The 25,886-nt window shown below is 34.1% G+C and carries 22 protein-coding genes and 1 other annotated feature; all 22 genes read left to right on the forward strand.

All coding sequences use genetic code 11. The features are described 5' to 3' along the window. The first annotated feature begins 1 nt into the window (after position 1). The 22 genes from JG553_RS00065 to rpoC all read left to right on the forward strand — a co-directional run bounded on the left by JG553_RS00065 (position 2) and on the right by rpoC (position 25,824). A complete protein-coding gene (locus tag JG553_RS00065; RefSeq protein WP_000882069.1) occupies positions 2 to 568 on the forward strand; it encodes a UvrB/UvrC motif-containing protein in 567 nt (188 codons plus the stop codon). Beyond that, entirely contained in the window at positions 558 to 1,565 is a 1,008-nt protein-coding gene (locus tag JG553_RS00070) for a protein arginine kinase (RefSeq protein WP_000149503.1), read from the forward strand. Before JG553_RS00065 ends, JG553_RS00070 begins: the two co-directional genes overlap by 11 nt. A gap of 13 nt (positions 1,566 to 1,578) precedes the next feature. Continuing rightward, a complete protein-coding gene (locus tag JG553_RS00075; protein WP_000897132.1) occupies positions 1,579 to 4,035 on the forward strand; it encodes an ATP-dependent Clp protease ATP-binding subunit in 2,457 nt (818 codons plus the stop codon). Between the two features lie 484 nt (positions 4,036 to 4,519). Beyond that, the gene (radA, locus tag JG553_RS00080; protein WP_001085220.1) at positions 4,520 to 5,884 is read left to right on the forward strand and encodes a DNA repair protein RadA; all 1,365 of its coding nucleotides are present in this window, start codon (positions 4,520 to 4,522) and stop codon (positions 5,882 to 5,884) included. Positions 5,885 to 5,908: 24 nt separating this feature from the next. Then, on the forward strand, positions 5,909 to 6,982 hold the full coding sequence (locus JG553_RS00085; RefSeq protein ID WP_001028376.1) for a PIN/TRAM domain-containing protein: 1,074 nt from the start codon (positions 5,909 to 5,911) through the stop codon (positions 6,980 to 6,982). Between the two features lie 556 nt (positions 6,983 to 7,538). Then, positions 7,539 to 8,993, forward strand: coding sequence for a glutamate--tRNA ligase (gltX, locus tag JG553_RS00090; RefSeq protein ID WP_001283792.1), 1,455 nt, complete (start codon positions 7,539 to 7,541; stop codon positions 8,991 to 8,993). 422 nt (positions 8,994 to 9,415) lie between these two features. Beyond that, positions 9,416 to 10,063, forward strand: coding sequence for a serine O-acetyltransferase (cysE, locus tag JG553_RS00095; protein WP_001805237.1), 648 nt, complete (start codon positions 9,416 to 9,418; stop codon positions 10,061 to 10,063). Continuing rightward, on the forward strand, positions 10,047 to 11,447 hold the full coding sequence (gene cysS, locus JG553_RS00100; RefSeq protein ID WP_000631963.1) for a cysteine--tRNA ligase: 1,401 nt from the start codon (positions 10,047 to 10,049) through the stop codon (positions 11,445 to 11,447). The genes cysE and cysS overlap by 17 nt, the downstream gene beginning before the upstream one ends. Beyond that, the gene (locus JG553_RS00105; RefSeq protein ID WP_000370182.1) at positions 11,440 to 11,844 is read left to right on the forward strand and encodes a Mini-ribonuclease 3; all 405 of its coding nucleotides are present in this window, start codon (positions 11,440 to 11,442) and stop codon (positions 11,842 to 11,844) included. The genes cysS and JG553_RS00105 overlap by 8 nt, the downstream gene beginning before the upstream one ends. A 7-nt stretch (positions 11,845 to 11,851) precedes the next feature. Beyond that, positions 11,852 to 12,598, forward strand: a complete 747-nt coding sequence (rlmB, locus tag JG553_RS00110) for a 23S rRNA (guanosine(2251)-2'-O)-methyltransferase RlmB (RefSeq protein WP_000390328.1) — start codon at positions 11,852 to 11,854, stop codon at positions 12,596 to 12,598. Then, positions 12,598 to 13,122: an NYN domain-containing protein gene (locus JG553_RS00115; protein WP_000664738.1), complete on the forward strand. Its 525-nt coding sequence runs from the start codon at positions 12,598 to 12,600 to the stop codon at positions 13,120 to 13,122. The genes rlmB and JG553_RS00115 overlap by 1 nt, the downstream gene beginning before the upstream one ends. An 80-nt stretch (positions 13,123 to 13,202) precedes the next feature. Beyond that, positions 13,203 to 13,772: a sigma-70 family RNA polymerase sigma factor gene (locus JG553_RS00120; protein WP_000872873.1), complete on the forward strand. Its 570-nt coding sequence runs from the start codon at positions 13,203 to 13,205 to the stop codon at positions 13,770 to 13,772. A gap of 114 nt (positions 13,773 to 13,886) precedes the next feature. Further along, positions 13,887 to 14,030, forward strand: coding sequence for a 50S ribosomal protein L33 (gene rpmG, locus JG553_RS00125; RefSeq protein ID WP_001788193.1), 144 nt, complete (start codon positions 13,887 to 13,889; stop codon positions 14,028 to 14,030). 55 nt (positions 14,031 to 14,085) lie between these two features. Next, positions 14,086 to 14,268 carry a preprotein translocase subunit SecE gene (gene secE / locus JG553_RS00130; RefSeq protein WP_001074473.1) on the forward strand — a complete coding sequence of 61 codons (183 nt, stop codon included), beginning with the start codon at positions 14,086 to 14,088 and terminating at the stop codon, positions 14,266 to 14,268. Positions 14,269 to 14,280: 12 nt separating this feature from the next. Then, on the forward strand, positions 14,281 to 14,829 hold the full coding sequence (gene nusG, locus JG553_RS00135) for a transcription termination/antitermination protein NusG (protein ID WP_001288302.1): 549 nt from the start codon (positions 14,281 to 14,283) through the stop codon (positions 14,827 to 14,829). A gap of 180 nt (positions 14,830 to 15,009) precedes the next feature. Further along, on the forward strand, positions 15,010 to 15,432 hold the full coding sequence (rplK, locus tag JG553_RS00140) for a 50S ribosomal protein L11 (protein WP_001085792.1): 423 nt from the start codon (positions 15,010 to 15,012) through the stop codon (positions 15,430 to 15,432). Positions 15,433 to 15,639: 207 nt separating this feature from the next. Further along, the gene (gene rplA / locus JG553_RS00145) at positions 15,640 to 16,332 is read left to right on the forward strand and encodes a 50S ribosomal protein L1 (RefSeq protein WP_001074619.1); all 693 of its coding nucleotides are present in this window, start codon (positions 15,640 to 15,642) and stop codon (positions 16,330 to 16,332) included. A gap of 87 nt (positions 16,333 to 16,419) precedes the next feature. Beyond that, positions 16,420 to 16,566, forward strand: a sequence feature (ribosomal protein L10 leader region). Positions 16,567 to 16,603: 37 nt separating this feature from the next. Continuing rightward, on the forward strand, positions 16,604 to 17,104 hold the full coding sequence (gene rplJ, locus JG553_RS00150; RefSeq protein ID WP_001273085.1) for a 50S ribosomal protein L10: 501 nt from the start codon (positions 16,604 to 16,606) through the stop codon (positions 17,102 to 17,104). A gap of 42 nt (positions 17,105 to 17,146) precedes the next feature. Next, complete coding sequence (rplL, locus tag JG553_RS00155) at positions 17,147 to 17,515, forward strand: 50S ribosomal protein L7/L12 (RefSeq protein ID WP_001273586.1); 369 nt, start codon at positions 17,147 to 17,149, stop codon at positions 17,513 to 17,515. Between the two features lie 174 nt (positions 17,516 to 17,689). After that, positions 17,690 to 18,298 carry a class I SAM-dependent methyltransferase gene (locus JG553_RS00160; RefSeq protein ID WP_000020304.1) on the forward strand — a complete coding sequence of 203 codons (609 nt, stop codon included), beginning with the start codon at positions 17,690 to 17,692 and terminating at the stop codon, positions 18,296 to 18,298. A 214-nt stretch (positions 18,299 to 18,512) separates the two neighbouring features. After that, positions 18,513 to 22,064 (forward strand): DNA-directed RNA polymerase subunit beta, encoded by a 3,552-nt coding sequence (gene rpoB / locus JG553_RS00165; RefSeq protein ID WP_000918667.1) that lies wholly within the window; start codon positions 18,513 to 18,515, stop codon positions 22,062 to 22,064. A 163-nt stretch (positions 22,065 to 22,227) separates the two neighbouring features. Beyond that, entirely contained in the window at positions 22,228 to 25,824 is a 3,597-nt protein-coding gene (gene rpoC, locus JG553_RS00170; RefSeq protein ID WP_001788197.1) for a DNA-directed RNA polymerase subunit beta', read from the forward strand. Positions 25,825 to 25,886 lie beyond the last annotated feature (62 nt).

Below are 25,886 nucleotides of genomic sequence, written 5' to 3' on the forward strand. Positions count from 1 at the left end.
AGTGCTTTGTGAAAATTGTCAACTTAATGAAGCGGAATTAAAAGTTAAAGTTACAAGTAAAAATAAAACAGAAGAAAAAATGGTGTGTCAAACTTGTGCTGAGGGGCACCATCCGTGGAATCAAGCTAATGAACAACCTGAATATCAAGAACATCAAGATAATTTCGAAGAAGCATTTGTTGTTAAGCAAATTTTACAACATTTAGCTACGAAACATGGAATTAATTTTCAAGAAGTAGCGTTTAAAGAAGAAAAACGTTGCCCATCATGTCATATGACTTTGAAAGATATTGCACATGTTGGTAAATTTGGGTGTGCTAATTGTTATGCAACATTTAAAGATGACATCATTGATATCGTCCGCAGAGTTCAAGGTGGACAATTTGAGCACGTTGGAAAGACACCACATTCTTCACATAAAAAGATAGCTTTAAAGCGAAAAATCGAAGAAAAGAATGAATATTTGAAAAAACTTATTGAAATCCAAGATTTTGAGGAAGCAGCCATTGTTAGAGATGAAATTAAAGCACTAAAAGCTGAGAGTGAGGTGCAACATGATGACGCATAATATTCATGATAATATCAGCCAATGGATGAAAAGTAATGAAGAAACACCAATTGTTATGTCTTCTAGAATTCGGTTAGCGCGTAATTTAGAAAATCATGTGCATCCACTAATGTATGCTACTGAAAATGATGGATTTAGAGTTATAAATGAGGTACAAGATGCCTTGCCAAACTTTGAATTAATGCGTCTTGATCAAATGGATCAACAAAGTAAAATGAAAATGGTTGCAAAGCATTTGATTAGTCCTGAACTAATAAAACAACCAGCAGCCGCAGTATTAGTGAATGACGATGAATCTTTAAGTGTCATGATAAATGAAGAGGACCATATTCGTATTCAAGCTATGGGAACTGACACGACATTACAGGCTTTATATAATCAAGCTTCATCAATTGATGATGAATTAGATCGAAGCCTTGATATAAGTTATGATGAACAACTTGGTTATTTAACTACATGTCCTACCAATATAGGTACTGGTATGAGAGCAAGCGTGATGCTACATTTGCCAGGTCTATCTATTATGAAAAGAATGACACGGATTGCTCAAACCATTAATCGTTTTGGATATACAATCAGAGGTATTTACGGTGAAGGTTCGCAAGTTTATGGACATACTTATCAAGTATCCAACCAACTTACACTTGGTAAATCTGAGTTAGAAATCATAGAAACATTAACAGAAGTTGTTAATCAAATCATTCATGAAGAAAAACAAATACGACAAAAGTTAGACACTTATAATCAATTAGAAACACAAGACCGTGTTTTTCGCTCGCTAGGTATTTTACAAAACTGTAGAATGATAACTATGGAAGAGGCTTCTTATAGATTAAGCGAAGTTAAACTTGGTATAGATTTAAATTACATTGAATTACAAAACTTTAAATTTAATGAATTGATGGTAGCTATACAGTCACCATTTTTATTAGATGAAGAAGATGACAAATCTGTAAAAGAAAAACGAGCAGATATACTAAGAGAACATATAAAGTAGGAGGTCATTATTTATGTTATTTGGTAGATTAACTGAGCGTGCACAGCGCGTATTAGCACATGCCCAAGAAGAAGCAATTCGTTTAAATCATTCAAATATAGGAACAGAACACCTATTATTGGGGTTAATGAAAGAACCTGAAGGAATTGCTGCAAAAGTATTAGAAAGTTTTAATATCACTGAAGATAAAGTAATTGAAGAAGTTGAAAAATTAATCGGACATGGTCAAGATCATGTTGGTACATTGCATTATACACCTAGAGCTAAAAAAGTCATTGAATTATCGATGGATGAAGCTAGAAAATTACATCACAATTTTGTTGGAACGGAACATATTTTATTAGGCTTGATTCGTGAAAATGAAGGTGTTGCAGCAAGAGTTTTTGCAAATCTAGATTTAAATATTACTAAAGCACGTGCACAAGTTGTGAAAGCTTTAGGAAACCCTGAAATGAGTAATAAAAATGCACAAGCTAGTAAGTCAAATAATACTCCAACTTTAGATAGTTTAGCTCGTGACTTAACAGTCATTGCCAAAGACGGTACATTAGATCCTGTTATAGGACGTGATAAAGAAATTACACGTGTAATTGAAGTATTAAGTAGACGTACGAAAAACAATCCTGTGCTTATTGGAGAGCCAGGTGTTGGTAAAACTGCTATTGCTGAAGGTTTAGCGCAAGCCATAGTGAATAATGAGGTACCAGAGACATTAAAAGATAAGCGTGTTATGTCTTTAGATATGGGAACAGTAGTTGCAGGTACTAAATATCGTGGTGAATTTGAAGAGCGTCTGAAAAAGGTTATGGAAGAAATCCAACAAGCAGGTAATGTCATCCTATTTATTGATGAGTTGCATACTTTAGTTGGTGCTGGTGGTGCTGAAGGTGCTATCGATGCTTCGAATATTTTGAAGCCGGCATTAGCACGTGGTGAATTACAATGTATTGGTGCTACTACATTAGATGAATATCGCAAAAATATTGAAAAAGACGCGGCTTTAGAACGTCGTTTCCAACCTGTACAAGTTGATGAACCTTCAGTAGTAGATACAGTTGCTATTTTAAAAGGATTAAGAGATCGTTACGAAGCACACCATCGTATTAATATTTCAGACGAAGCTATTGAAGCAGCTGTTAAATTAAGTAACAGATACGTTTCAGATCGTTTCTTACCAGATAAAGCAATTGATTTAATTGATGAAGCAAGTTCTAAAGTAAGACTTAAGAGTCATACGACACCTAATAATTTAAAAGAAATTGAACAAGAAATTGAAAAAGTTAAAAATGAAAAAGATGCCGCAGTACATGCTCAAGAGTTTGAAAATGCTGCTAACCTGCGTGATAAACAAACAAAACTTGAAAAGCAATATGAAGAAGCTAAAAATGAATGGAAGAATGCACAAAATGGCATGTCAACTTCATTGTCAGAAGAAGATATTGCTGAAGTTATTGCAGGATGGACAGGTATCCCATTAACTAAAATCAATGAAACAGAATCTGAAAAACTTCTTAGTCTAGAAGATACATTACATGAGAGAGTTATTGGGCAAAAAGATGCTGTTAATTCAATCAGTAAAGCGGTTAGACGTGCCCGTGCAGGGTTAAAAGATCCTAAACGACCAATTGGTAGCTTTATCTTCCTTGGACCAACTGGTGTTGGTAAAACTGAATTAGCTAGAGCTTTAGCTGAATCAATGTTTGGCGATGATGATGCGATGATCCGTGTAGACATGAGTGAATTTATGGAAAAACACGCAGTGAGCCGATTAGTTGGTGCTCCTCCAGGATATGTTGGTCATGATGATGGTGGACAATTAACTGAAAAAGTTAGACGTAAACCATATTCTGTAATTTTATTTGATGAAATTGAAAAAGCTCATCCAGATGTATTTAATATTCTATTACAAGTTTTAGATGATGGACATTTGACAGATACAAAAGGACGTACAGTTGATTTCAGAAATACAATTATCATAATGACATCAAACGTTGGGGCACAAGAATTACAAGATCAACGATTTGCTGGATTCGGTGGTTCAAGTGATGGACAAGATTATGAAACAATTCGAAAAACGATGTTAAAAGAATTAAAAAATTCATTCCGTCCAGAATTTTTAAACCGTGTAGATGATATCATTGTATTCCATAAACTAACAAAAGAAGAATTAAAAGAAATTGTAACAATGATGGTTAATAAATTAACAAATCGATTATCTGAACAAAACATAAATATTATTGTAACTGATAAAGCGAAAGACAAAATCGCAGAAGAAGGATATGATCCAGAATATGGTGCAAGACCATTAATTAGAGCGATACAAAAAACTATCGAAGATAATTTAAGTGAATTAATATTAGATGGTAATCAAATTGAAGGTAAGAAAGTTACAGTAGATCATGATGGTAAAGAGTTTAAATATGACATTGCTGAACAAACTTCAGAAACTAAAACACCATCGCAAGCATAATTATAAAACAGTCCAAAACAAATTAAAGTTTTGGGCTGTTTTTTTAGTAGCATTGAACTATAGAAATTCGTGAAAGTATCCATCAACGAAACAATCTAATAAAACAATCATCAAAGGATAGTTAAGAATTATATGTAACAAGTTAATGAGCCTACAGCGATAGCATAAAGGTATGAATTTTTATAAAGGTTTTTTGTTTGAAGATACTAGCAACTTACGTCAAAATAAAATAGGTCTATATAATATTGTGATAAATCTAGAGAAAAGAGTTTACTAAGAAATTATTAAGATTTTATCTTTGAAAGATACCGACTATCAACATGATGTAAGTTTATTTTATAATATTCATAAAAAATAAATCTGGTAAAACAGTTTGCGTTAGTAGTCATGTTAAAATACAAACAAATGTAACTCACATTTAATTTGTCATAATGGGAATGTGCGTTTAAAATAGATTTGTTCAAAGGAAAGTGGAGGTGCAATTTTGGCCAAGAAAAAAGTGATTTTTGAATGTATGGCTTGTGGTTATCAATCTCCTAAATGGATGGGGAAATGTCCTAATTGTGGCGCTTGGAATCAAATGGAGGAAATTGTTGAAAAAGCAGCCAATCCTAAACATGGAGTTAAAACCAAGGAATTAGCAGGTAAAGTACAAAAATTAAATAGTATTAAACATGAAACAACGCCGAGAGTGTTAACAGATTCAGCAGAATTCAACCGTGTATTAGGTGGAGGTATTGTGAGCGGATCGTTAGTACTTATTGGTGGGGATCCAGGTATTGGTAAGTCAACGTTACTTTTACAAATTTGTGCATCGTTATCTCAAAAGAAAAAAGTACTATATATTACTGGAGAAGAATCGCTTAGTCAGACTAAATTACGTGCAGAGCGATTAGATGAAGATTCAAGTGAATTGCAAGTATTAGCTGAAACAGATCTTGAAGTTATTTATCAAACAGTAAAAGAAGAACAACCTGATTTATTAGTAGTGGATTCGATTCAAACAATATATCATCCTGAAATCAGCTCTGCGCCAGGTTCTGTTTCACAAGTTCGTGAAAGTACACAAAGTTTAATGAATATTGCTAAACAAATGAACATTGCAACTTTTATAGTGGGTCATGTAACGAAAGAAGGTCAAATTGCTGGCCCAAGATTGCTAGAACACATGGTTGATACTGTGCTTTATTTTGAAGGCGATGAACACCACGCATATCGAATTTTGCGAGCTGTTAAAAACCGTTTTGGTTCAACGAATGAAATGGGAATCTTCGAAATGAAGCAAAGTGGATTAAAAGGTGTAAATAATCCATCTGAAATGTTTTTAGAAGAACGTTCAACAAATGTTCCAGGTTCAACAATTGTTGCAACCATGGAGGGAACCAGACCACTTTTAATAGAAGTTCAAGCGCTGGTAACTCCAACGACTTTTAACAATCCGAGACGAATGGCAACAGGGATTGATCATAATCGATTAAGTTTGTTGATGGCTGTTTTGGAAAAGAAAGAAAATTATCTATTACAACAACAAGATGCTTATATCAAAGTAGCTGGCGGTGTAAAGTTAACGGAGCCAGCAGTTGATTTAAGTGTAATTGTAGCAACTGCATCTAGCTTTAAAGATAAAGCTGTCGACGGATTAGATTGCTATATTGGAGAAGTTGGTTTAACGGGTGAGGTACGTCGTGTATCTCGGATAGAACAACGCGTGCAAGAGGCTGCAAAACTAGGTTTCAAACGTGTAATTATTCCTAAAAATAATATAGGCGGATGGACATATCCTGAAGGTATACAAGTAATAGGTGTAACTACTGTACATGAAGTATTGTCATTTGCTCTTCATTCATAAAACATCAAGAAAGGAGGACATTGTGTGAATATCGTTAAACTAATGGTTATTATTATTTACTTAATTATTGGGAGCGCATTAGGAATAATTATTATTCCTGAAATTGCAAATGATCTTGGATTACAAAACTCCAGCTTTTTAAAAAATCACTATGTAGATGGCATTATCGGTAGTATTTTTATGTTCTTAATTTTTGGTGTATTTATTAGACGAGTTACTAACGCTATAAAAGGTTTAGAACATTTTATTATGCGTAGAAGTGCTGTTGAAATACTATTCGCAACAATAGGTTTAATAATCGGATTACTTATTTCTGTTATGGTGTCGTTTATATTAGAATCAATTGGCAACTCTATTTTTAATCATTTCATTCCTGTCATAATTACGATATTACTATGTTATTTCGGTTTCCAATTTGGCCTTAAAAAACGAGATGAAATGTTAATGTTTTTACCTGAGAATATAGCGCGTTCCATGTCACAACATACTAAAAGTGCTACGCCAAAAATTATCGACACAAGCGCAATTATTGATGGTCGTATTTTAGAAGTCATTCGTTGCGGTTTTATCGATGGCAATATTTTAATTCCACAAGGTGTTATTAATGAATTACAAATTGTTGCAGATTCAAATGACAGTGTTAAACGTGAAAAGGGTAAAAGAGGCTTAGATATTTTAAATGAATTGTATGATTTAGACTATCCTACAAAGGTTATACATCCAACTAAAACACATAGTGATATTGATACGATGTTATTAAAATTAGCAAAACAATATCATGCAAGTATTATAACGACAGATTTCAACCTAAATAAAGTTTGTCATGTACATGGTATCAAAGCATTAAATGTTAATGATTTATCAGAAGCAATCAAACCTAATGTACATCAAGGTGATCAACTGCATATTTTACTGACAAAAATGGGTAAGGAGCCTGGTCAGGCAGTAGGATATCTAGATGATGGTACGATGGTAGTTGTTGATAATGCTAAAAATCTTATTGGCAGTCATGTCAATTTAGAAGTAGTCAGCTTATTGCAAACATCTTCAGGAAGAATTGTTTTTGCTAAAAAAATCGAAGATACAGTATCATTATAAAAACTGTAGTTGACGAAAACAAAATAGATATTAAAAGGTATATGAAATGGCGAAGTTTGTAATTTGAAGTATAACTATAAATAAATGCAAAACATATTAGTTATCAAAAAATACAAATAGTGCTAATATATCATTGAAACAAGTTCATTAAGTGTTAAATTTTAGATATTAATAAAGTTATTCTTATAGCAATCAAGACATACAAAATTAGAATCAATTTTAACGTATTTGAATAGTTAATTTGAAGTTTAATTTCACAGTACATAATATTCATTTTTAAGTCGTTGAAATGTTTATGTAGTGCAGTCTTGATTCTTAGGGATAGCTTTTTTAAAGTGTTGAAAAAACAACAGCTTTCTATTTAAAATTTAAGCATATTACCCAGGGAATTATGTTATGATTAAACAATGAAATTATTTTAAGGTCATGTTAAAAAGCATTGTTTCGTTTTAACAATAAGACGAGTTAGACATTTGTTATGACGGTCGAAGATAGCAAATGAACAATTTATATGAACTAACTTGAAAATCTGATATTTAATTTAGGAGTGAAAAAAATGAGCGATCGTATAAGAGTAAGATATGCACCAAGTCCAACTGGGTATCTTCATATTGGTAATGCAAGAACAGCATTATTCAATTACTTGTATGCTAAACATTACAACGGAGATTTTGTGATTCGAATTGAAGATACTGATAAAAAACGTAATTTAGAAGATGGAGAAACATCACAATTTGATAATCTTAAATGGTTAGGATTAGATTGGGATGAGTCTGTAGATAAAGACAATGGCTACGGACCATATCGTCAATCTGAACGTCAACATATCTACCAACCATTAATAGATCAGTTACTAGCAGAAGATAAAGCATATAAATGCTATATGACAGAAGAAGAATTAGAAGCTGAACGTGAAGCGCAAATCGCTCGTGGTGAAATGCCTCGCTATGGTGGTCAACATGCGCATTTGACTGAAGAACAACGTCAACAATTTGAAGCAGAAGGACGCCAACCATCAATTCGTTTCCGAGTACCTCAAAACCAAACGTATTCATTTGATGATATGGTAAAAGGAAATATTTCATTTGATTCAAATGGTATTGGTGACTGGGTTATCGTAAAAAAAGATGGCATTCCAACGTACAATTTTGCAGTAGCTATAGATGATCATTACATGCAAATTTCAGATGTAATTCGTGGTGATGATCATATTTCAAACACGCCTAAACAAATTATGATTTATGAAGCATTTGGCTGGGAGCCACCTCGTTTTGGTCATATGTCATTAATTGTTAATGAAGAACGTAAAAAGTTAAGTAAACGTGATGGGCAAATTTTACAATTTATTGAGCAATATCGTGACTTAGGTTATTTACCTGAAGCGTTATTTAATTTTATTGCGTTATTAGGTTGGTCTCCTGAAGGTGAAGAAGAAATCTTTTCTAAAGAAGAATTTATCAAAATCTTTGATGAAAAGCGTTTGTCAAAATCACCAGCATTTTTCGATAAGCAAAAATTAGCATGGGTTAATAACCAATATATGAAACAAAAAGATACTGAAACAGTATTCCAATTAGCATTACCTCATTTAATTAAAGCAAATTTGATTCCTGAGGTGCCGTCAGAAGAGGATTTATCTTGGGGACGCAAATTAATTGCGCTTTATCAAAAAGAAATGAGTTATGCCGGTGAAATTGTACCTTTATCAGAAATGTTCTTTAAAGAAATGCCAGCTCTTGGTGAAGAAGAACAACAAGTGATTAATGGAGAGCAAGTACCAGAGTTAATGACGCACTTATTCAGTAAATTAGAAGCACTTGAACCATTTGAAGCGGCTGAAATTAAAAAGACAATTAAAGAAGTTCAAAAAGAAACAGGAATAAAAGGCAAGCAATTATTTATGCCTATTCGTGTTGCTGTAACAGGCCAAATGCATGGTCCTGAATTACCAAATACAATTGAAGTACTTGGTAAAGAAAAAGTGCTAAACCGTTTAAAACAATATAAGTAATGAAATAGACAAGATCAAGGTAGTATATACTTGAATTTTATAACGTAACCACATATGATAAAGTTGTATTAACAAATTACAACAATATGAATAAAGTATTTTATATAAAACGAAGGATTAGTAATTAAATTTATACGATGCAGAGAGTGTACGGTTGCTGTGAGTACAACGTAGAAATTAATGAATGCACCTTCGTAAAATGAATTAAATATATAATGAGAGTGATGAGCATTAAGTTGACTTAGTTTCCTTGATAATTTGGAAGCGCCCGCAATATTATTAATGTTATTCGCTAAATTCAGAGTGGAACCGTGCGGAAGCGCCTCTAACAATACAATTTGTATGTTAGTGGTGCTTTTTTGATATTTAATTTCGCAGGTACTTCAATTATGTATTTACGTAGTTCAATCATTGAGGAGGAAATGATCTTGTTAAAAAGAATGAGAGACGATATAAAAATGGTATTTGAGCAGGATCCAGCGGCACGTTCAACATTAGAAGTCATTACAACGTATGCAGGTTTACATGCAGTTTGGAGTCATTTGATTGCACATAAGTTATACAACCAAAAAAAATATGTTGCAGCACGCGCGATATCTCAAATTTCAAGATTTTTCACAGGTATAGAAATCCATCCAGGTGCTAAAATTGGAAAGCGTCTATTTATAGATCATGGTATGGGCGTTGTAATAGGAGAAACATGTACAATTGGTGATAATGTGACAATCTATCAAGGCGTGACACTTGGTGGGACAGGGAAAGAAAGAGGGAAAAGACACCCAGATATAGGAGACAATGTTTTAATAGCAGCCGGTGCGAAAGTTTTAGGAAATATTAAAATAAATTCAAATGTAAATATTGGTGCAAATTCAGTTGTTTTACAATCAGTTCCAAGTTATTCAACGGTTGTTGGTATACCAGGACATATTGTTAAGCAAGATGGTGTTCGAGTTGGAAAAACATTTGATCATCGCCATCTACCTGATCCAATTTATGAACAAATTAAGCATTTAGAACGACAACTTGAAAAGACTAGGAATGGAGAGATTCAAGATGATTACATTATATAATACGCTTACACGTCAAAAAGAAGTGTTCAAGCCTATAGAACCAGGGAAAGTAAAAATGTATGTATGTGGTCCTACTGTATATAACTACATTCATATTGGTAACGCAAGACCAGCAATTAATTATGACGTAGTGAGACGTTACTTTGAATACCAAGGATATAATGTAGAATATGTATCAAATTTTACAGACGTAGATGATAAATTAATTAAACGTTCTCAAGAATTAAATCAGTCTGTTCCCGAAATTGCAGAAAAATATATCGCTGCTTTTCATGAAGATGTTGGTGCGTTAAATGTTAGAAAAGCGACTTCAAATCCAAGGGTAATGGACCATATGGATGACATTATTCAATTTATTAAAGATTTGGTGGATCAAGGTTATGCATATGAAAGTGGTGGCGATGTTTACTTTAGAACACGTAAATTTGAAGGTTATGGTAAATTAAGTCATCAATCCATAGATGACTTAAAAGTGGGTGCTCGTATAGATGCAGGAGAGCATAAAGAAGATGCACTTGATTTTACATTGTGGAAAAAAGCGAAGCCTGGCGAGATTAGTTGGGATAGCCCATTTGGTGAAGGTAGACCAGGATGGCATATAGAATGTTCTGTAATGGCATTTCATGAGCTAGGACCTACAATTGATATACATGCGGGTGGTTCAGATTTACAATTTCCACATCATGAAAATGAAATAGCACAATCAGAAGCACATAATCATGCGCCATTTGCTAATTATTGGATGCATAATGGTTTCATTAATATTGATAATGAAAAAATGAGTAAATCACTAGGCAACTTTATTTTAGTTCACGATATTATTAAAGAAGTTGATCCAGATGTACTAAGATTCTTTATGATTAGCGTACATTATAGAAGCCCAATTAACTATAATCTAGAATTGGTAGAATCAGCACGTAGTGGACTAGAGCGTATTCGCAATAGTTATCAATTAATTGAAGAGCGCGCACAAATTGCTACTAATATTGAAAATCAACAGACATATATTGATCAAATTGATGCGATTTTAAATCGTTTTGAAACAGTTATGAATGATGATTTTAATACAGCTAATGCAATTACAGCTTGGTATGATTTAGCAAAACTTGCGAATAAATATGTACTAGAGAACACAACATCAACAGAAGTAATTGATAAATTTAAAGCAGTTTATCAAATTTTCAGCGATGTTTTAGGTGTACCGTTAAAATCTAAAAATGCAGATGAATTATTGGATGAAGATGTTGAAAAATTAATCGAAGAGCGTAATGAAGCAAGGAAAAACAAAGATTTTGCACGAGCAGATGAAATTCGAGACATGCTGAAATCACAAAACATTATATTAGAAGACACACCTCAAGGGGTTAGATTTAAACGTGGATAATCAACAAGATAATCACATTAAATTATTGAATCCATTGACCTTAGCATATATGGGAGACGCAGTCTTAGATCAATATGTACGTACCTATATCGTTTTAAAGCTTAAAAGTAAGCCTAATAAACTACATCAAATGTCTAAAAAATATGTATCTGCCAAAAGTCAGGCGCAAACGTTAGAATATTTAATGGAGCAAGAATGGTTTACAGACGAAGAAATGGATATTTTGAAGCGAGGGCGTAACGCGAAAAGTCATACTAAAGCTAAAAACACTGATGTTCAAACATATCGTAAAAGTTCAGCGATAGAAGCAGTGATAGGTTTTCTTTATTTAGAAAAAAGAGAAGAACGATTAGAGGCATTATTAAATAAAATAATAACAATAGTAAACGAAAGGTAGTGACGATGTGGAAGATACGGTTATTGTTGGTAGGCATGCTGTTAGAGAAGCGATTATTACTGGGCATCCGATAAATAAGATATTGATTCAAGAAGGTATTAAAAAGCAACAAATTAATGAAATTTTAAAAAATGCAAAAGATCAAAAAATCATTGTTCAAACTGTACCAAAATCTAAATTAGATTTTTTAGCAAATGCACCACATCAGGGTGTTGCAGCGCTTATTGCACCATATGAATATGCTGACTTCGATCAATTTTTAAAACAGCAAAAAGAAAAAGAAGGTTTATTGACAGTACTTATATTAGACGGCTTAGAAGACCCACATAACTTGGGATCAATTTTAAGAACAGCCGATGCAACGGGAGTTGATGGTGTTATTATTCCTAAACGTCGTTCAGTTACACTAACGCAAACAGTTGCAAAAGCCTCAACAGGTGCAATTGAACATGTACCAGTTATTCGAGTGACAAATTTAGCTAAAACTATCGATGAACTAAAAGATAATGGCTTTTGGGTAGCTGGCACTGAAGCTAATAATGCAACAGATTATAGAAATCTAGAAGCGGACATGTCATTGGCTATTGTAATTGGTAGCGAAGGACAGGGTATGAGTCGCCTAGTAAGTGATAAATGCGATTTTTATATTAAGATTCCAATGGTTGGACATGTAAACAGTTTGAATGCTTCGGTTGCAGCAAGTTTAATGATGTACGAAGTATTTCGAAAAAGACATGATGTTGGAGAAATATAATGAAAGAACGTTACTTAATCATTGATGGATACAATATGATAGGACAATCACCAACGCTAAGCGCCATTGCAAAAGAGAATTTAGAAGAAGCTAGAATGCAATTAATAGATGCAATTGCAAATTATAATGCAGTTATTTCAGATGAAATTATTTGTGTTTTCGATGCTTATGACCAATCGGGTGTTGAAAGAGAATACATGTATCATGGCGTTAAAACGATTTTTACCAAGGAAAAAGAAACAGCTGATAGTTTCATAGAACGTTATGTTTATGAACTTTATGACAAGCATACTAAGCATATTACAGTTGTAACAAGTGATATGAGTGAGCAACATGCTATCTTTGGATCAGGTGCATATAGAATATCATCTCGCGAAATGTGGAGAGATTTAAAAGAAAATGAAATTGATGTGAGTAAATCATTAGATGATATAAGTGAAAACAAGCCAAGAACTCGAATTCCGTTATCTTCTGAAATCCTTGCAGAATTTGAAAAAATACGAAGAGGACATCATAAGAAATGACATTTCCGTCATCTTGAAATTTTGAATGTAACAATATTAAACTAACCTTAAATTTTAGATAGAAGGGGTTAGTTTAATATTTGAAATACGATTTGACAACTCAAGACAGTACAATCAAACGTAACAATGCAATAAATGATAAAGACTTCGAAAAGTTAGTAATGGATCTACAACCATTAATTATTCGACGCATCAAAACATTTGGATTTAATCATTATGATTTAGAAGACTTATATCAAGAAATACTTATACGGATGTATAGGTCGGTCCAAACATTTGATTTTAGTGGAGAGCAGCCTTTCACAAATTATGTTCAATGTTTAATTACGTCTGTAAAGTATGATTATTTGAGAAAATATTTAGCTACAAATAAAAGAATGGATAATTTGATTAATGAATATAGAGTTACGTATCCATGTGCAATAAAGCGTTTTGATGTTGAAAACAATTATTTGAATAAATTAGCAATTAAAGAGTTGATTTGTCAGTTTAAGTATTTGAGTGCATTTGAAAAAGATGTCATGTATTTAATGTGTGAACAATATAAGCCGAGAGAAATTGCTCAATTGATGCATGTAAAAGAGAAAGTGATTTATAATGCCATACAACGATGTAAAAATAAAATAAAACGTTATTTCAAAATGATTTGAAAAGCGCCTTAGGACGTGAATTGAATTATAACGTGTTACTTACTGATGGTTTGACATTTGTTATAAATTTTATGTATAGTATACTGGTATTATAATGAATAAAGGTGAATTATTGTGAGAAAAATACCTTTAAATTGTGAAGCTTGTGGCAATAGAAATTATAATGTTCCTAAGCAAGAAGGCTCGGCAACAAGATTAACCTTAAAGAAATATTGTCCAAAATGTAACGCGCACACAATTCATAAAGAATCGAAATAAATACATTCGAAATAATACTTTGATAATATGTTCAAAGGATTTGGAGGTTGAGCAGATGGCTAAAAAAGAAAGTTTCTTTAAAGGCGTTAAGTCTGAAATGGAAAAAACAAGTTGGCCGACGAAAGAAGAGCTATTTAAATATACTGTAATTGTAGTTTCTACTGTTATATTCTTCTTAGTCTTTTTCTATGCCTTAGATTTAGGAATTACAGCATTGAAAAATTTATTATTTGGTTAGAGGAGTGAAGACATGTCTGAAGAAGTTGGCGCAAAGCGTTGGTATGCAGTGCATACATATTCTGGATATGAAAATAAAGTTAAAAAGAATTTAGAAAAAAGAGTAGAATCTATGAATATGACTGAACAAATCTTTAGAGTAGTCATACCGGAAGAAGAAGAAACTCAAGTAAAAGATGGCAAAGCTAAAACGACTGTTAAAAAAACATTCCCTGGATATGTTTTAGTGGAATTAATCATGACAGATGAATCATGGTATGTGGTAAGAAATACACCAGGCGTTACTGGTTTTGTAGGTTCTGCAGGTGCAGGGTCTAAGCCAAATCCATTGTTACCAGAAGAAGTTCGCTTCATCTTAAAACAAATGGGTCTTAAAGAAAAGACTATCGATGTTGAACTCGAAGTTGGCGAGCAAGTTCGTATTAAATCAGGTCCATTTGCGAATCAAGTTGGTGAAGTTCAAGAAATTGAAACAGATAAGTTTAAGCTAACAGTATTAGTAGATATGTTTGGCCGAGAAACACCAGTAGAAGTTGAATTCGATCAAATAGAAAAGCTTTAATTAACAATTAAAGTTATTAAACTAACCAAAAGATAAAAAAGAGTATTGATTTTTTAATTAGAAAAGTGTTAAAATTATGTGGTCGCGCTTTTAGAGCGCCCATTTCGTCACGAAATGTTAAGAGTGGGAGGGCAAAACTGAGCCCTGTGACCACATCACGATATCAAGGAGGTGCACATCGTGGCTAAAAAAGTAGATAAAGTTGTTAAATTACAAATTCCTGCAGGTAAAGCGAATCCAGCACCACCAGTTGGTCCAGCATTAGGTCAAGCAGGTGTGAACATCATGGGATTCTGTAAAGAGTTCAATGCACGTACTCAAGATCAAGCAGGTTTAATTATTCCGGTAGAAATCAGTGTTTATGAAGATCGTTCATTTACATTTATTACAAAAACTCCACCGGCTCCAGTATTACTTAAAAAAGCAGCTGGTATTGAAAAAGGTTCAGGCGAACCAAACAAAACTAAAGTTGCTACAGTAACTAAAGATCAAGTACGCGAAATTGCTAACAGCAAAATGCAAGACTTAAACGCTGCTGACGAAGAAGCAGCTATGCGTATTATCGAAGGTACTGCACGTAGTATGGGTATCGTTGTAGAATAATTTTACGAATATTAAATTTGATTACATGATTTAAACGATGAAGCAGATAACAGAGATAATAATGATGAATTATAAATATAATCTGAATGACTAGATTAATGATTGATTTATTCATAAGATTAATTCTTCTGTTGTCTGCTCTTAACTTGCATATAGCAAGTAATGTGGGAGGAAATTCCGCTAAAACCACTAAAGGAGGAACTATAAATGGCTAAAAAAGGTAAAAAGTATCAAGAAGCAGCTAGTAAAGTTGACCGTACTCAGCACTACAGTGTTGAAGAAGCAATTAAATTAGCTAAAGAAACAAGCATTGCTAACTTTGACGCTTCTGTTGAAGTTGCATTCCGTTTAGGAATTGATACACGTAAAAATGACCAACAAATCCGTGGTGCAGTTGTATTACCAAACGGAACTGGTAAATCACAAAGTGTATTAGTATTCGCTAAAGGTGACAAAATTGCTGAAGCTGAAGCAGCAGGTGCTGACTATGTAGGTGAAGCAGAATACGTTCAAAAAATCCAACAAGGTTGGTTCGACTTCGATGTAGTAGTTGCTACACCAGACATGATGGGTGAAGTTGGTAAATTAGGTCGTGTATTAGGACCAAAAGGTTTAATGCCAAACCCTAAAACTGGAACTGTAACAATGGATGTTAAAAAAGCTGTTGAAGAAATCAAAGCTGGTAAAGTAGAATATCGTGCTGAAAAAGCTGGTATCGTACATGCATCAATTGGTAAAGTTTCATTTACTGATGAACAATTAATTGAAAACTTCAATACTTTACAAGATGTATTAGCTAAAGCTAAACCATCATCTGCTAAAGGTACATACTTCAAATCTGTTGCTGTAACTACAACAATGGGTCCTGGAGTTAAAATTGATACTGCAAGTTTCAAATAATAAATGATATAAACAATTACAGGCTGAAAGAAATATCTTTCAGTCTGTAAAAATATATTGACAATAAGTAATTTCCAAGTTATATTACTTATTGTGATTATTTTACCTAAGACAGTAGGAGTTATTTATAACTTAAAATTTATCCTGCCGAGGCTAAAATTGACTTGAACGTGATGATCTATGATCTTTCAAGCACTTTTTGCCGTGGGTAGAAAGTGCTTTTTTTATTAATTTTAAAAAAAGCACCAAAAATTTAAATGGAGGTGTCTGAATGTCTGCTATCATTGAAGCTAAAAAACAACTAGTTGATGAAATTGCTGAGGTACTATCAAATTCAGTTTCAACAGTAATCGTTGACTACCGTGGATTAACAGTAGCTGAAGTTACTGACTTACGTTCACAATTACGTGAAGCTGGTGTTGAGTATAAAGTATACAAAAACACTATGGTACGTCGTGCAGCTGAAAAAGCTGGTATCGAAGGCTTAGATGAATTCTTAACAGGTCCTACTGCTATTGCAACTTCAAGTGAAGATGCTGTAGCTGCAGCGAAAGTAATTTCTGGATTTGCTAAAGATCATGAAGCATTAGAAATTAAATCAGGCGTTATGGAAGGCAATGTTATTACAGCAGAAGAAGTTAAAACTGTTGGTTCATTACCTTCACACGATGGTCTTGTATCTATGCTTTTATCAGTATTACAAGCTCCTGTACGCAACTTCGCTTATGCGGTTAAAGCTATTGGAGAACAAAAAGAAGAAAACGCTGAATAATTTTTAGCGTAAAAAAATTAAAAATAATGGAGGAATTATAAAATGGCTAATCATGAACAAATCATTGAAGCGATTAAAGAAATGTCAGTATTAGAATTAAACGACTTAGTAAAAGCAATTGAAGAAGAATTTGGTGTAACTGCAGCTGCTCCAGTAGCAGTAGCAGGTGCAGCTGGTGGCGCTGACGCTGCAGCAGAAAAAACTGAATTTGACGTTGAGTTAACTTCAGCTGGTTCATCTAAAATCAAAGTTGTTAAAGCTGTTAAAGAAGCAACTGGTTTAGGATTAAAAGATGCTAAAGAATTAGTAGACGGAGCTCCTAAAGTAATCAAAGAAGCTTTACCTAAAGAAGAAGCTGAAAAACTTAAAGAACAATTAGAAGAAGTTGGAGCTACTGTAGAATTAAAATAATTCAAGTATCTTAAACTTAATAATCAAAGTTTTATAGCAAGTATTGCTATAATATAATGATTCTTTGAGAAGTTAAAACCCCGTTATTTTGATAACGGGGTTTTATTCATTTAAAGACTGAGTGAAATGTTATAATTATAATGACGAGTTACAAAGTGAAGATGAGGTGGAATAATGAGTCATTATTACGATGAAGATCCAAGTGTAATTAGCAATGAACAACGTATTCAATATCAATTAAACCATCATAAAATTGATTTAATAACTGATAACGGAGTGTTTTCGAAAGATAAAGTAGATTATGGTTCAGATGTTCTTGTTCAAACTTTTTTAAAAGCGCATCCACCTGGTCCAAGTAAGCGAATTGCCGATGTTGGTTGTGGTTACGGACCAATTGGTTTGATGATTGCTAAAGTATCACCACATCATTCAATTACAATGCTAGATGTTAATCACAGAGCGCTAGCCTTAGTTGAAAAAAACAAAAAATTAAATGGTATTGATAATGTGATCGTAAAGGAAAGTGATGCTTTGTCTGCTGTGGAAGACAAAAGTTTTGATTTTATTTTAACCAATCCACCAATAAGAGCAGGGAAAGAAACCGTGCATCGTATATTCGAGCAAGCATTACATAGATTAGACTCGAACGGTGAACTATTCGTTGTAATTCAGAAGAAGCAAGGTATGCCATCTGCAAAGAAAAGAATGAATGAACTTTTTGGAAATGTAGAAGTGGTAAATAAAGATAAAGGATATTACATTCTGAGAAGTATAAAAGCTTGAAATGAAATGGATATTCTGTTATAGTTATATAATGTAAAAATTTATGTTCAATAAGTGTGTACTTTTACGTTAAATAGATAAGTTAATTAAGAATAAATATAGAATCGAAAATGGTGTCATCATTAGTGTTGCCGTTTTCTTTTTGTCTTTTTATTAATATGCTTATGGTATTTAGCTAAAAGCGGATCACATAATTTTTGAGGGGTGAATCTGTTTGGCAGGTCAAGTTGTCCAATATGGAAGACATCGTAAACGTAGAAACTACGCGAGAATTTCAGAAGTATTAGAATTACCAAACTTAATAGAAATTCAAACTAAATCTTACGAGTGGTTCCTAAGAGAAGGTTTAATCGAAATGTTTAGAGACATTTCTCCAATTGAAGATTTTACTGGTAATTTGTCATTAGAGTTTGTGGATTACCGTTTAGGAGAACCAAAATATGATTTAGAAGAATCTAAAAACCGTGACGCTACTTATGCTGCACCTCTTCGTGTAAAAGTGCGTCTAATCATTAAAGAAACAGGAGAAGTTAAAGAACAAGAAGTCTTTATGGGTGATTTCCCATTAATGACTGATACAGGTACGTTCGTTATCAATGGTGCAGAACGTGTAATCGTATCTCAATTAGTTCGTTCACCATCCGTTTATTTCAATGAAAAAATCGACAAAAATGGTCGTGAAAACTATGATGCAACAATTATTCCAAACCGTGGTGCATGGTTAGAATATGAAACAGATGCTAAAGATGTTGTATACGTACGTATTGATAGAACACGTAAACTACCATTAACAGTATTGTTACGTGCATTAGGTTTCTCAAGCGACCAAGAAATTGTTGACCTTTTAGGTGACAATGAATATTTACGTAATACTTTAGAGAAAGACGGCACTGAAAACACTGAACAAGCGTTATTAGAAATCTATGAACGTTTACGTCCAGGTGAACCACCAACTGTTGAAAATGCTAAAAGTCTATTGTATTCACGTTTCTTTGATCCAAAACGCTATGACTTAGCAAGCGTGGGTCGTTATAAAACAAACAAAAAATTACATTTAAAACATCGTTTATTTAATCAAAAATTAGCTGAGCCAATTGTAAATACTGAAACTGGTGAAATTGTAGTTGAAGAAGGTACAGTGCTTGATCGTCGTAAAATCGACGAAATCATGGATGTACTTGAATCAAATGCAAACAGCGAAGTGTTTGAATTGCATGGTAGCGTTATAGACGAGCCAGTAGAAATTCAATCAATTAAAGTATATGTTCCTAACGATGATGAAGGTCGTACGACAACTGTAATTGGTAATGCTTTCCCTGACTCAGAAGTTAAATGCATTACACCAGCAGATATCATTGCTTCAATGAGTTACTTCTTTAACTTATTAAGCGGTATTGGATATACAGATGATATTGACCATTTAGGTAACCGTCGTTTACGTTCTGTAGGTGAATTACTACAAAACCAATTCCGTATCGGTTTATCAAGAATGGAAAGAGTTGTACGTGAAAGAATGTCAATTCAAGATACTGAGTCTATCACACCTCAACAATTAATTAATATTCGACCTGTTATTGCATCTATTAAAGAATTCTTTGGTAGCTCTCAATTATCACAATTCATGGACCAAGCAAACCCATTAGCTGAGTTAACGCATAAACGTCGTCTATCAGCATTAGGACCTGGTGGTTTAACACGTGAACGTGCTCAAATGGAAGTACGTGACGTTCACTACTCTCACTATGGCCGTATGTGTCCAATTGAAACACCTGAGGGACCAAACATTGGATTGATTAACTCATTATCAAGTTATGCACGTGTAAATGAATTCGGCTTTATTGAAACACCATATCGTAAAGTTGATTTAGATACACATGCTATCACTGATCAAATTGACTATTTAACAGCTGACGAAGAAGATAGCTATGTTGTAGCACAAGCAAACTCTAAATTAGATGAAAATGGTCGTTTCATGGATGATGAAGTTGTATGTCGTTTCCGTGGTAACAATACAGTTATGGCTAAAGAAAAAATGGATTATATGGATGTATCGCCGAAGCAAGTTGTTTCAGCAGCGACAGCATGTATTCCATTCTTAGAAAATGATGACTCAAACCGTGCATTGATGGGTGCGAACATGCAACGTCAAGCAGTGCCTTTGATGAATCCAGAAGCACCATTTGTTGGTACAGGTATGGAACACGTTGCAGCACGTGATTCTGGTGCGGCTATTACAGCTAAGCACAGAGGTCGTGTTGAACATGTTGAATCTAATGAAATTCTTGTTCGTCGTCTAGTTGAAGAGAACGGCGTTGAGCATGAAGGTGAATTAGATCGCTATCCATTAGCTAAATTTAAACGTTCAAACTCAGGTACATGTTACAACCAACGTCCAATCGTTGCAGTTGGAGATGTTGTTGAGTATAACGAGATTTTAGCAGATGGACCATCTATGGAATTAGGAGAAATGGCATTAGGTAGAAACGTAGTAGTTGGTTTCATGACTTGGGACGGTTACAACTATGAGGATGCCGTTATCATGAGTGAAAGACTTGTGAAAGATGACGTGTATACTTCTATTCATATTGAAGAGTATGAATCAGAAGCACGTGATACTAAGTTAGGACCTGAAGAAATCACAAGAGATATTCCTAATGTTTCTGAAAGTGCACTTAAGAACTTAGACGATCGTGGTATCGTTTATATTGGTGCAGAAGTAAAAGATGGAGATATTTTAGTTGGTAAAGTAACGCCTAAAGGTGTAACTGAGTTAACTGCCGAAGAAAGATTGTTACATGCAATCTTTGGTGAAAAAGCACGTGAAGTTAGAGATACTTCATTACGTGTACCTCACGGCGCTGGCGGTATCGTTCTTGATGTAAAAGTATTCAATCGTGAAGAAGGCGACGATACATTATCACCTGGTGTAAACCAATTAGTACGTGTATATATCGTTCAAAAACGTAAAATTCATGTTGGTGATAAGATGTGTGGTCGACATGGTAACAAAGGTGTCATTTCTAAGATTGTTCCTGAAGAAGATATGCCTTACTTACCAGATGGACGTCCGATCGATATCATGTTAAATCCTCTTGGTGTACCATCTCGTATGAACATCGGACAAGTATTAGAGCTACACTTAGGTATGGCTGCTAAAAATCTTGGTATTCACGTTGCATCACCAGTATTTGACGGTGCAAACGATGACGATGTATGGTCAACAATTGAAGAAGCTGGTATGGCTCGTGATGGTAAAACTGTACTTTATGATGGACGTACAGGTGAACCATTCGATAACCGTATTTCAGTAGGTGTAATGTACATGTTGAAACTTGCGCACATGGTTGATGATAAATTACATGCGCGTTCAACAGGACCATATTCACTTGTTACACAACAACCACTTGGCGGTAAAGCGCAATTCGGTGGACAACGTTTTGGTGAGATGGAGGTATGGGCACTTGAAGCATATGGTGCTGCATACACATTACAAGAAATCTTAACTTACAAATCCGATGATACAGTAGGACGTGTGAAAACATACGAGGCTATTGTTAAAGGTGAAAACATCTCTAGACCAAGTGTTCCAGAATCATTCCGAGTATTGATGAAAGAATTACAAAGTTTAGGTTTAGATGTAAAAGTTATGGATGAGCAAGATAATGAAATCGAAATGACAGACGTTGATGACGATGATGTTGTAGAACGCAAAGTAGATTTACAACAAAATGATGCTCCTGAAACACAAAAAGAAGTTACTGATTAATACGCAATTTACAAAACAGGCAAAAAGATACTAAGCTGAATTTTATTGATGATTCAGTTTAGTACTTTAAGCCATTTTAAATAAATGCAAATCAATCAAATAGCACAGCTAATCTAAATTGAAGGAGGTAGGCTCCTTGATTGATGTAAATAATTTCCATTATATGAAAATAGGATTGGCTTCACCTGAAAAAATCCGTTCTTGGTCTTTTGGTGAAGTTAAAAAACCTGAAACAATCAACTACCGTACATTAAAACCTGAAAAAGATGGTCTATTCTGTGAAAGAATTTTCGGACCTACAAAAGACTGGGAATGTAGTTGTGGTAAATACAAACGTGTTCGCTACAAAGGCATGGTCTGTGACAGATGTGGAGTTGAAGTAACTAAATCTAAAGTACGTCGTGAAAGAATGGGTCACATTGAACTTGCTGCTCCAGTTTCTCACATTTGGTATTTCAAAGGTATACCAAGTCGTATGGGATTATTACTTGACATGTCACCAAGAGCATTAGAAGAAGTTATTTACTTTGCTTCTTATGTTGTTGTAGATCCAGGTCCAACTGGTTTAGAAAAGAAAACTTTATTATCTGAAGCTGAATTCAGAGATTATTATGATAAATACCCAGGTCAATTCGTTGCAAAAATGGGTGCAGAAGGTATTAAAGATTTACTTGAAGAGATTGATCTTGACGAAGAACTTAAATTGTTACGCGATGAGTTGGAATCAGCTACTGGTCAAAGACTTACTCGTGCAATTAAACGTTTAGAAGTTGTTGAATCATTCCGTAATTCAGGTAACAAACCTTCATGGATGATTTTAGATGTACTTCCAATCATCCCACCAGAAATTCGTCCAATGGTTCAATTAGATGGTGGACGATTTGCAACAAGTGACTTAAACGACTTATACCGTCGTGTAATTAATCGAAATAATCGTTTGAAACGTTTATTAGATTTAGGTGCACCTGGTATCATCGTTCAAAACGAAAAACGTATGTTACAAGAAGCCGTTGACGCTTTAATTGATAATGGTCGTCGTGGTCGTCCAGTTACTGGCCCAGGTAACCGTCCATTAAAATCTTTATCTCATATGTTAAAAGGTAAACAAGGTCGTTTCCGTCAAAACTTACTTGGTAAACGTGTTGACTATTCAGGACGTTCAGTTATTGCAGTAGGTCCAAGCTTGAAAATGTACCAATGTGGTTTACCAAAAGAAATGGCACTTGAACTATTTAAACCATTCGTAATGAAAGAATTAGTTCAACGTGAAATTGCAACTAACATTAAAAATGCGAAGAGTAAAATCGAACGTATGGATGATGAAGTTTGGGACGTATTGGAAGAAGTAATTAGAGAACATCCTGTATTACTTAACCGTGCACCAACACTTCATAGACTTGGTATTCAAGCATTTGAACCAACTTTAGTTGAAGGTCGTGCGATTCGTCTACATCCACTTGTAACAACAGCTTATAACGCTGACTTTGACGGTGACCAAATGGCGGTTCACGTTCCTTTATCAAAAGAGGCACAAGCTGAAGCAAGAATGTTGATGTTAGCAGCACAAAACATCTTGAACCCTAAAGATGGTAAACCTGTAGTTACACCATCACAAGATATGGTACTTGGTAACTATTACCTTACTTTAGAAAGAAAAGATGCAGTAAATACAGGCGCAATCTTTAATAATACAAATGAAGTATTAAAAGCATATGCAAATGGCTTTGTACATTTACACACTAGAATTGGTGTACATGCAAGTTCGTTCAATAATCCAACATTTACTGAAGAACAAAACAAAAAGATTCTTGCTACGTCAGTAGGTAAAATTATATTCAATGAAATCATTCCAGATTCATTTGCTTATATTAATGAACCTACGCAAGAAAACTTAGAAAGAAAGACACCAAACAGATATTTCATCGATCCTACAACTTTAGGTGAAGGTGGATTAAAAGAATACTTTGAAAATGAAGAATTAATTGAACCTTTCAACAAAAAATTCTTAGGTAATATTATTGCAGAAGTATTCAACAGATTTAGCATCACTGATACATCAATGATGTTAGACCGTATGAAAGACTTAGGATTCAAATTCTCATCTAAAGCTGGTATTACAGTAGGTGTTGCTGATATCGTAGTATTACCTGATAAGCAACAAATACTTGATGAGCATGAAAAATTAGTCGACAGAATTACAAAACAATTCAACCGTGGTTTAATCACTGAAGAAGAAAGATATAATGCAGTTGTTGAAATTTGGACAGATGCAAAAGATCAAATTCAAGGTGAATTGATGCAATCACTTGATAAAACTAACCCAATCTTCATGATGAGTGATTCAGGTGCCCGTGGTAACGCATCTAACTTTACACAGTTAGCAGGTATGCGTGGATTGATGGCCGCACCATCTGGTAAGATTATCGAATTACCAATCACATCTTCATTCCGTGAAGGTTTAACAGTACTTGAATACTTCATCTCAACTCACGGTGCACGTAAAGGTCTTGCCGATACAGCACTTAAAACAGCTGACTCAGGATATCTTACTCGTCGTCTTGTTGACGTGGCACAAGATGTTATTGTTCGTGAAGAAGACTGTGGTACTGATAGAGGTTTATTAGTTTCTGATATTAAAGAAGGTACAGAAATGATTGAACCATTTATCGAACGTATTGAAGGTCGTTATTCTAAAGAAACAATTCGTCATCCTGAAACTGATGAAATAATCATTCGTCCTGATGAATTAATTACACCTGAAATTGCTAAGAAAATTACAGATGCTGGTATTGAACAAATGTATATTCGCTCAGCATTTACTTGTAACGCACGACATGGTGTTTGTGAAAAATGTTACGGTAAAAACCTTGCTACTGGTGAAAAAGTTGAAGTTGGTGAAGCAGTTGGTACAATTGCAGCCCAATCTATCGGTGAACCAGGTACACAGCTTACAATGCGTACATTCCATACAGGTGGGGTAGCAGGTAGCGATATCACACAAGGTCTTCCTCGTATTCAAGAGATTTTCGAAGCACGTAACCCTAAAGGTCAAGCGGTAATTACGGAAATCGAAGGTGTCGTAGAAGATATTAAATTAGCAAAAGATAGACAACAAGAAATTGTTGTTAAAGGTGCTAATGAAACAAGATCATACCTTGCTTCAGGTACTTCAAGAATTATTGTAGAAATCGGTCAACCAGTTCAACGTGGTGAAGTATTAACTGAAGGTTCTATTGAACCTAAGAATTACTTATCTGTTGCTGGATTAAACGCGACTGAAAGCTACTTATTAAAAGAAGTACAAAAAGTTTACCGTATGCAAGGTGTAGAAATCGACGATAAACACGTTGAGGTTATGGTTCGACAAATGTTACGTAAAGTTAGAATTATCGAAGCAGGTGATACGAAGTTATTACCAGGTTCATTAGTTGATATTCATAACTTTACAGATGCAAATAGAGAAGCATTTAAACACCGTAAGCGTCCTGCAACAGCTAAACCAGTATTACTTGGTATTACTAAAGCATCACTTGAAACAGAAAGTTTCTTATCTGCAGCATCATTCCAAGAAACAACAAGAGTTCTTACAGATGCAGCAATTAAAGGTAAGCGTGATGACTTATTAGGTCTTAAAGAAAACGTAATTATTGGTAAGTTAATTCCAGCTGGTACTGGTATGAGACGTTATAGCGACGTAAAATACGAAAAAACAGCTAAACCAGTTGCAGAAGTTGAATCTCAAACTGAAGTAACGGAATAACAAGTATATAACAGAGGCTAATGCTTTAGCCTCTTGTTATTTTTATGTAAATTATTTGATTT

It is taken from the genome of Staphylococcus sp. T93 (assembly GCF_016743875.1).
Classification (GTDB): Bacteria; Bacillota; Bacilli; order Staphylococcales; family Staphylococcaceae; genus Staphylococcus; species Staphylococcus aureus.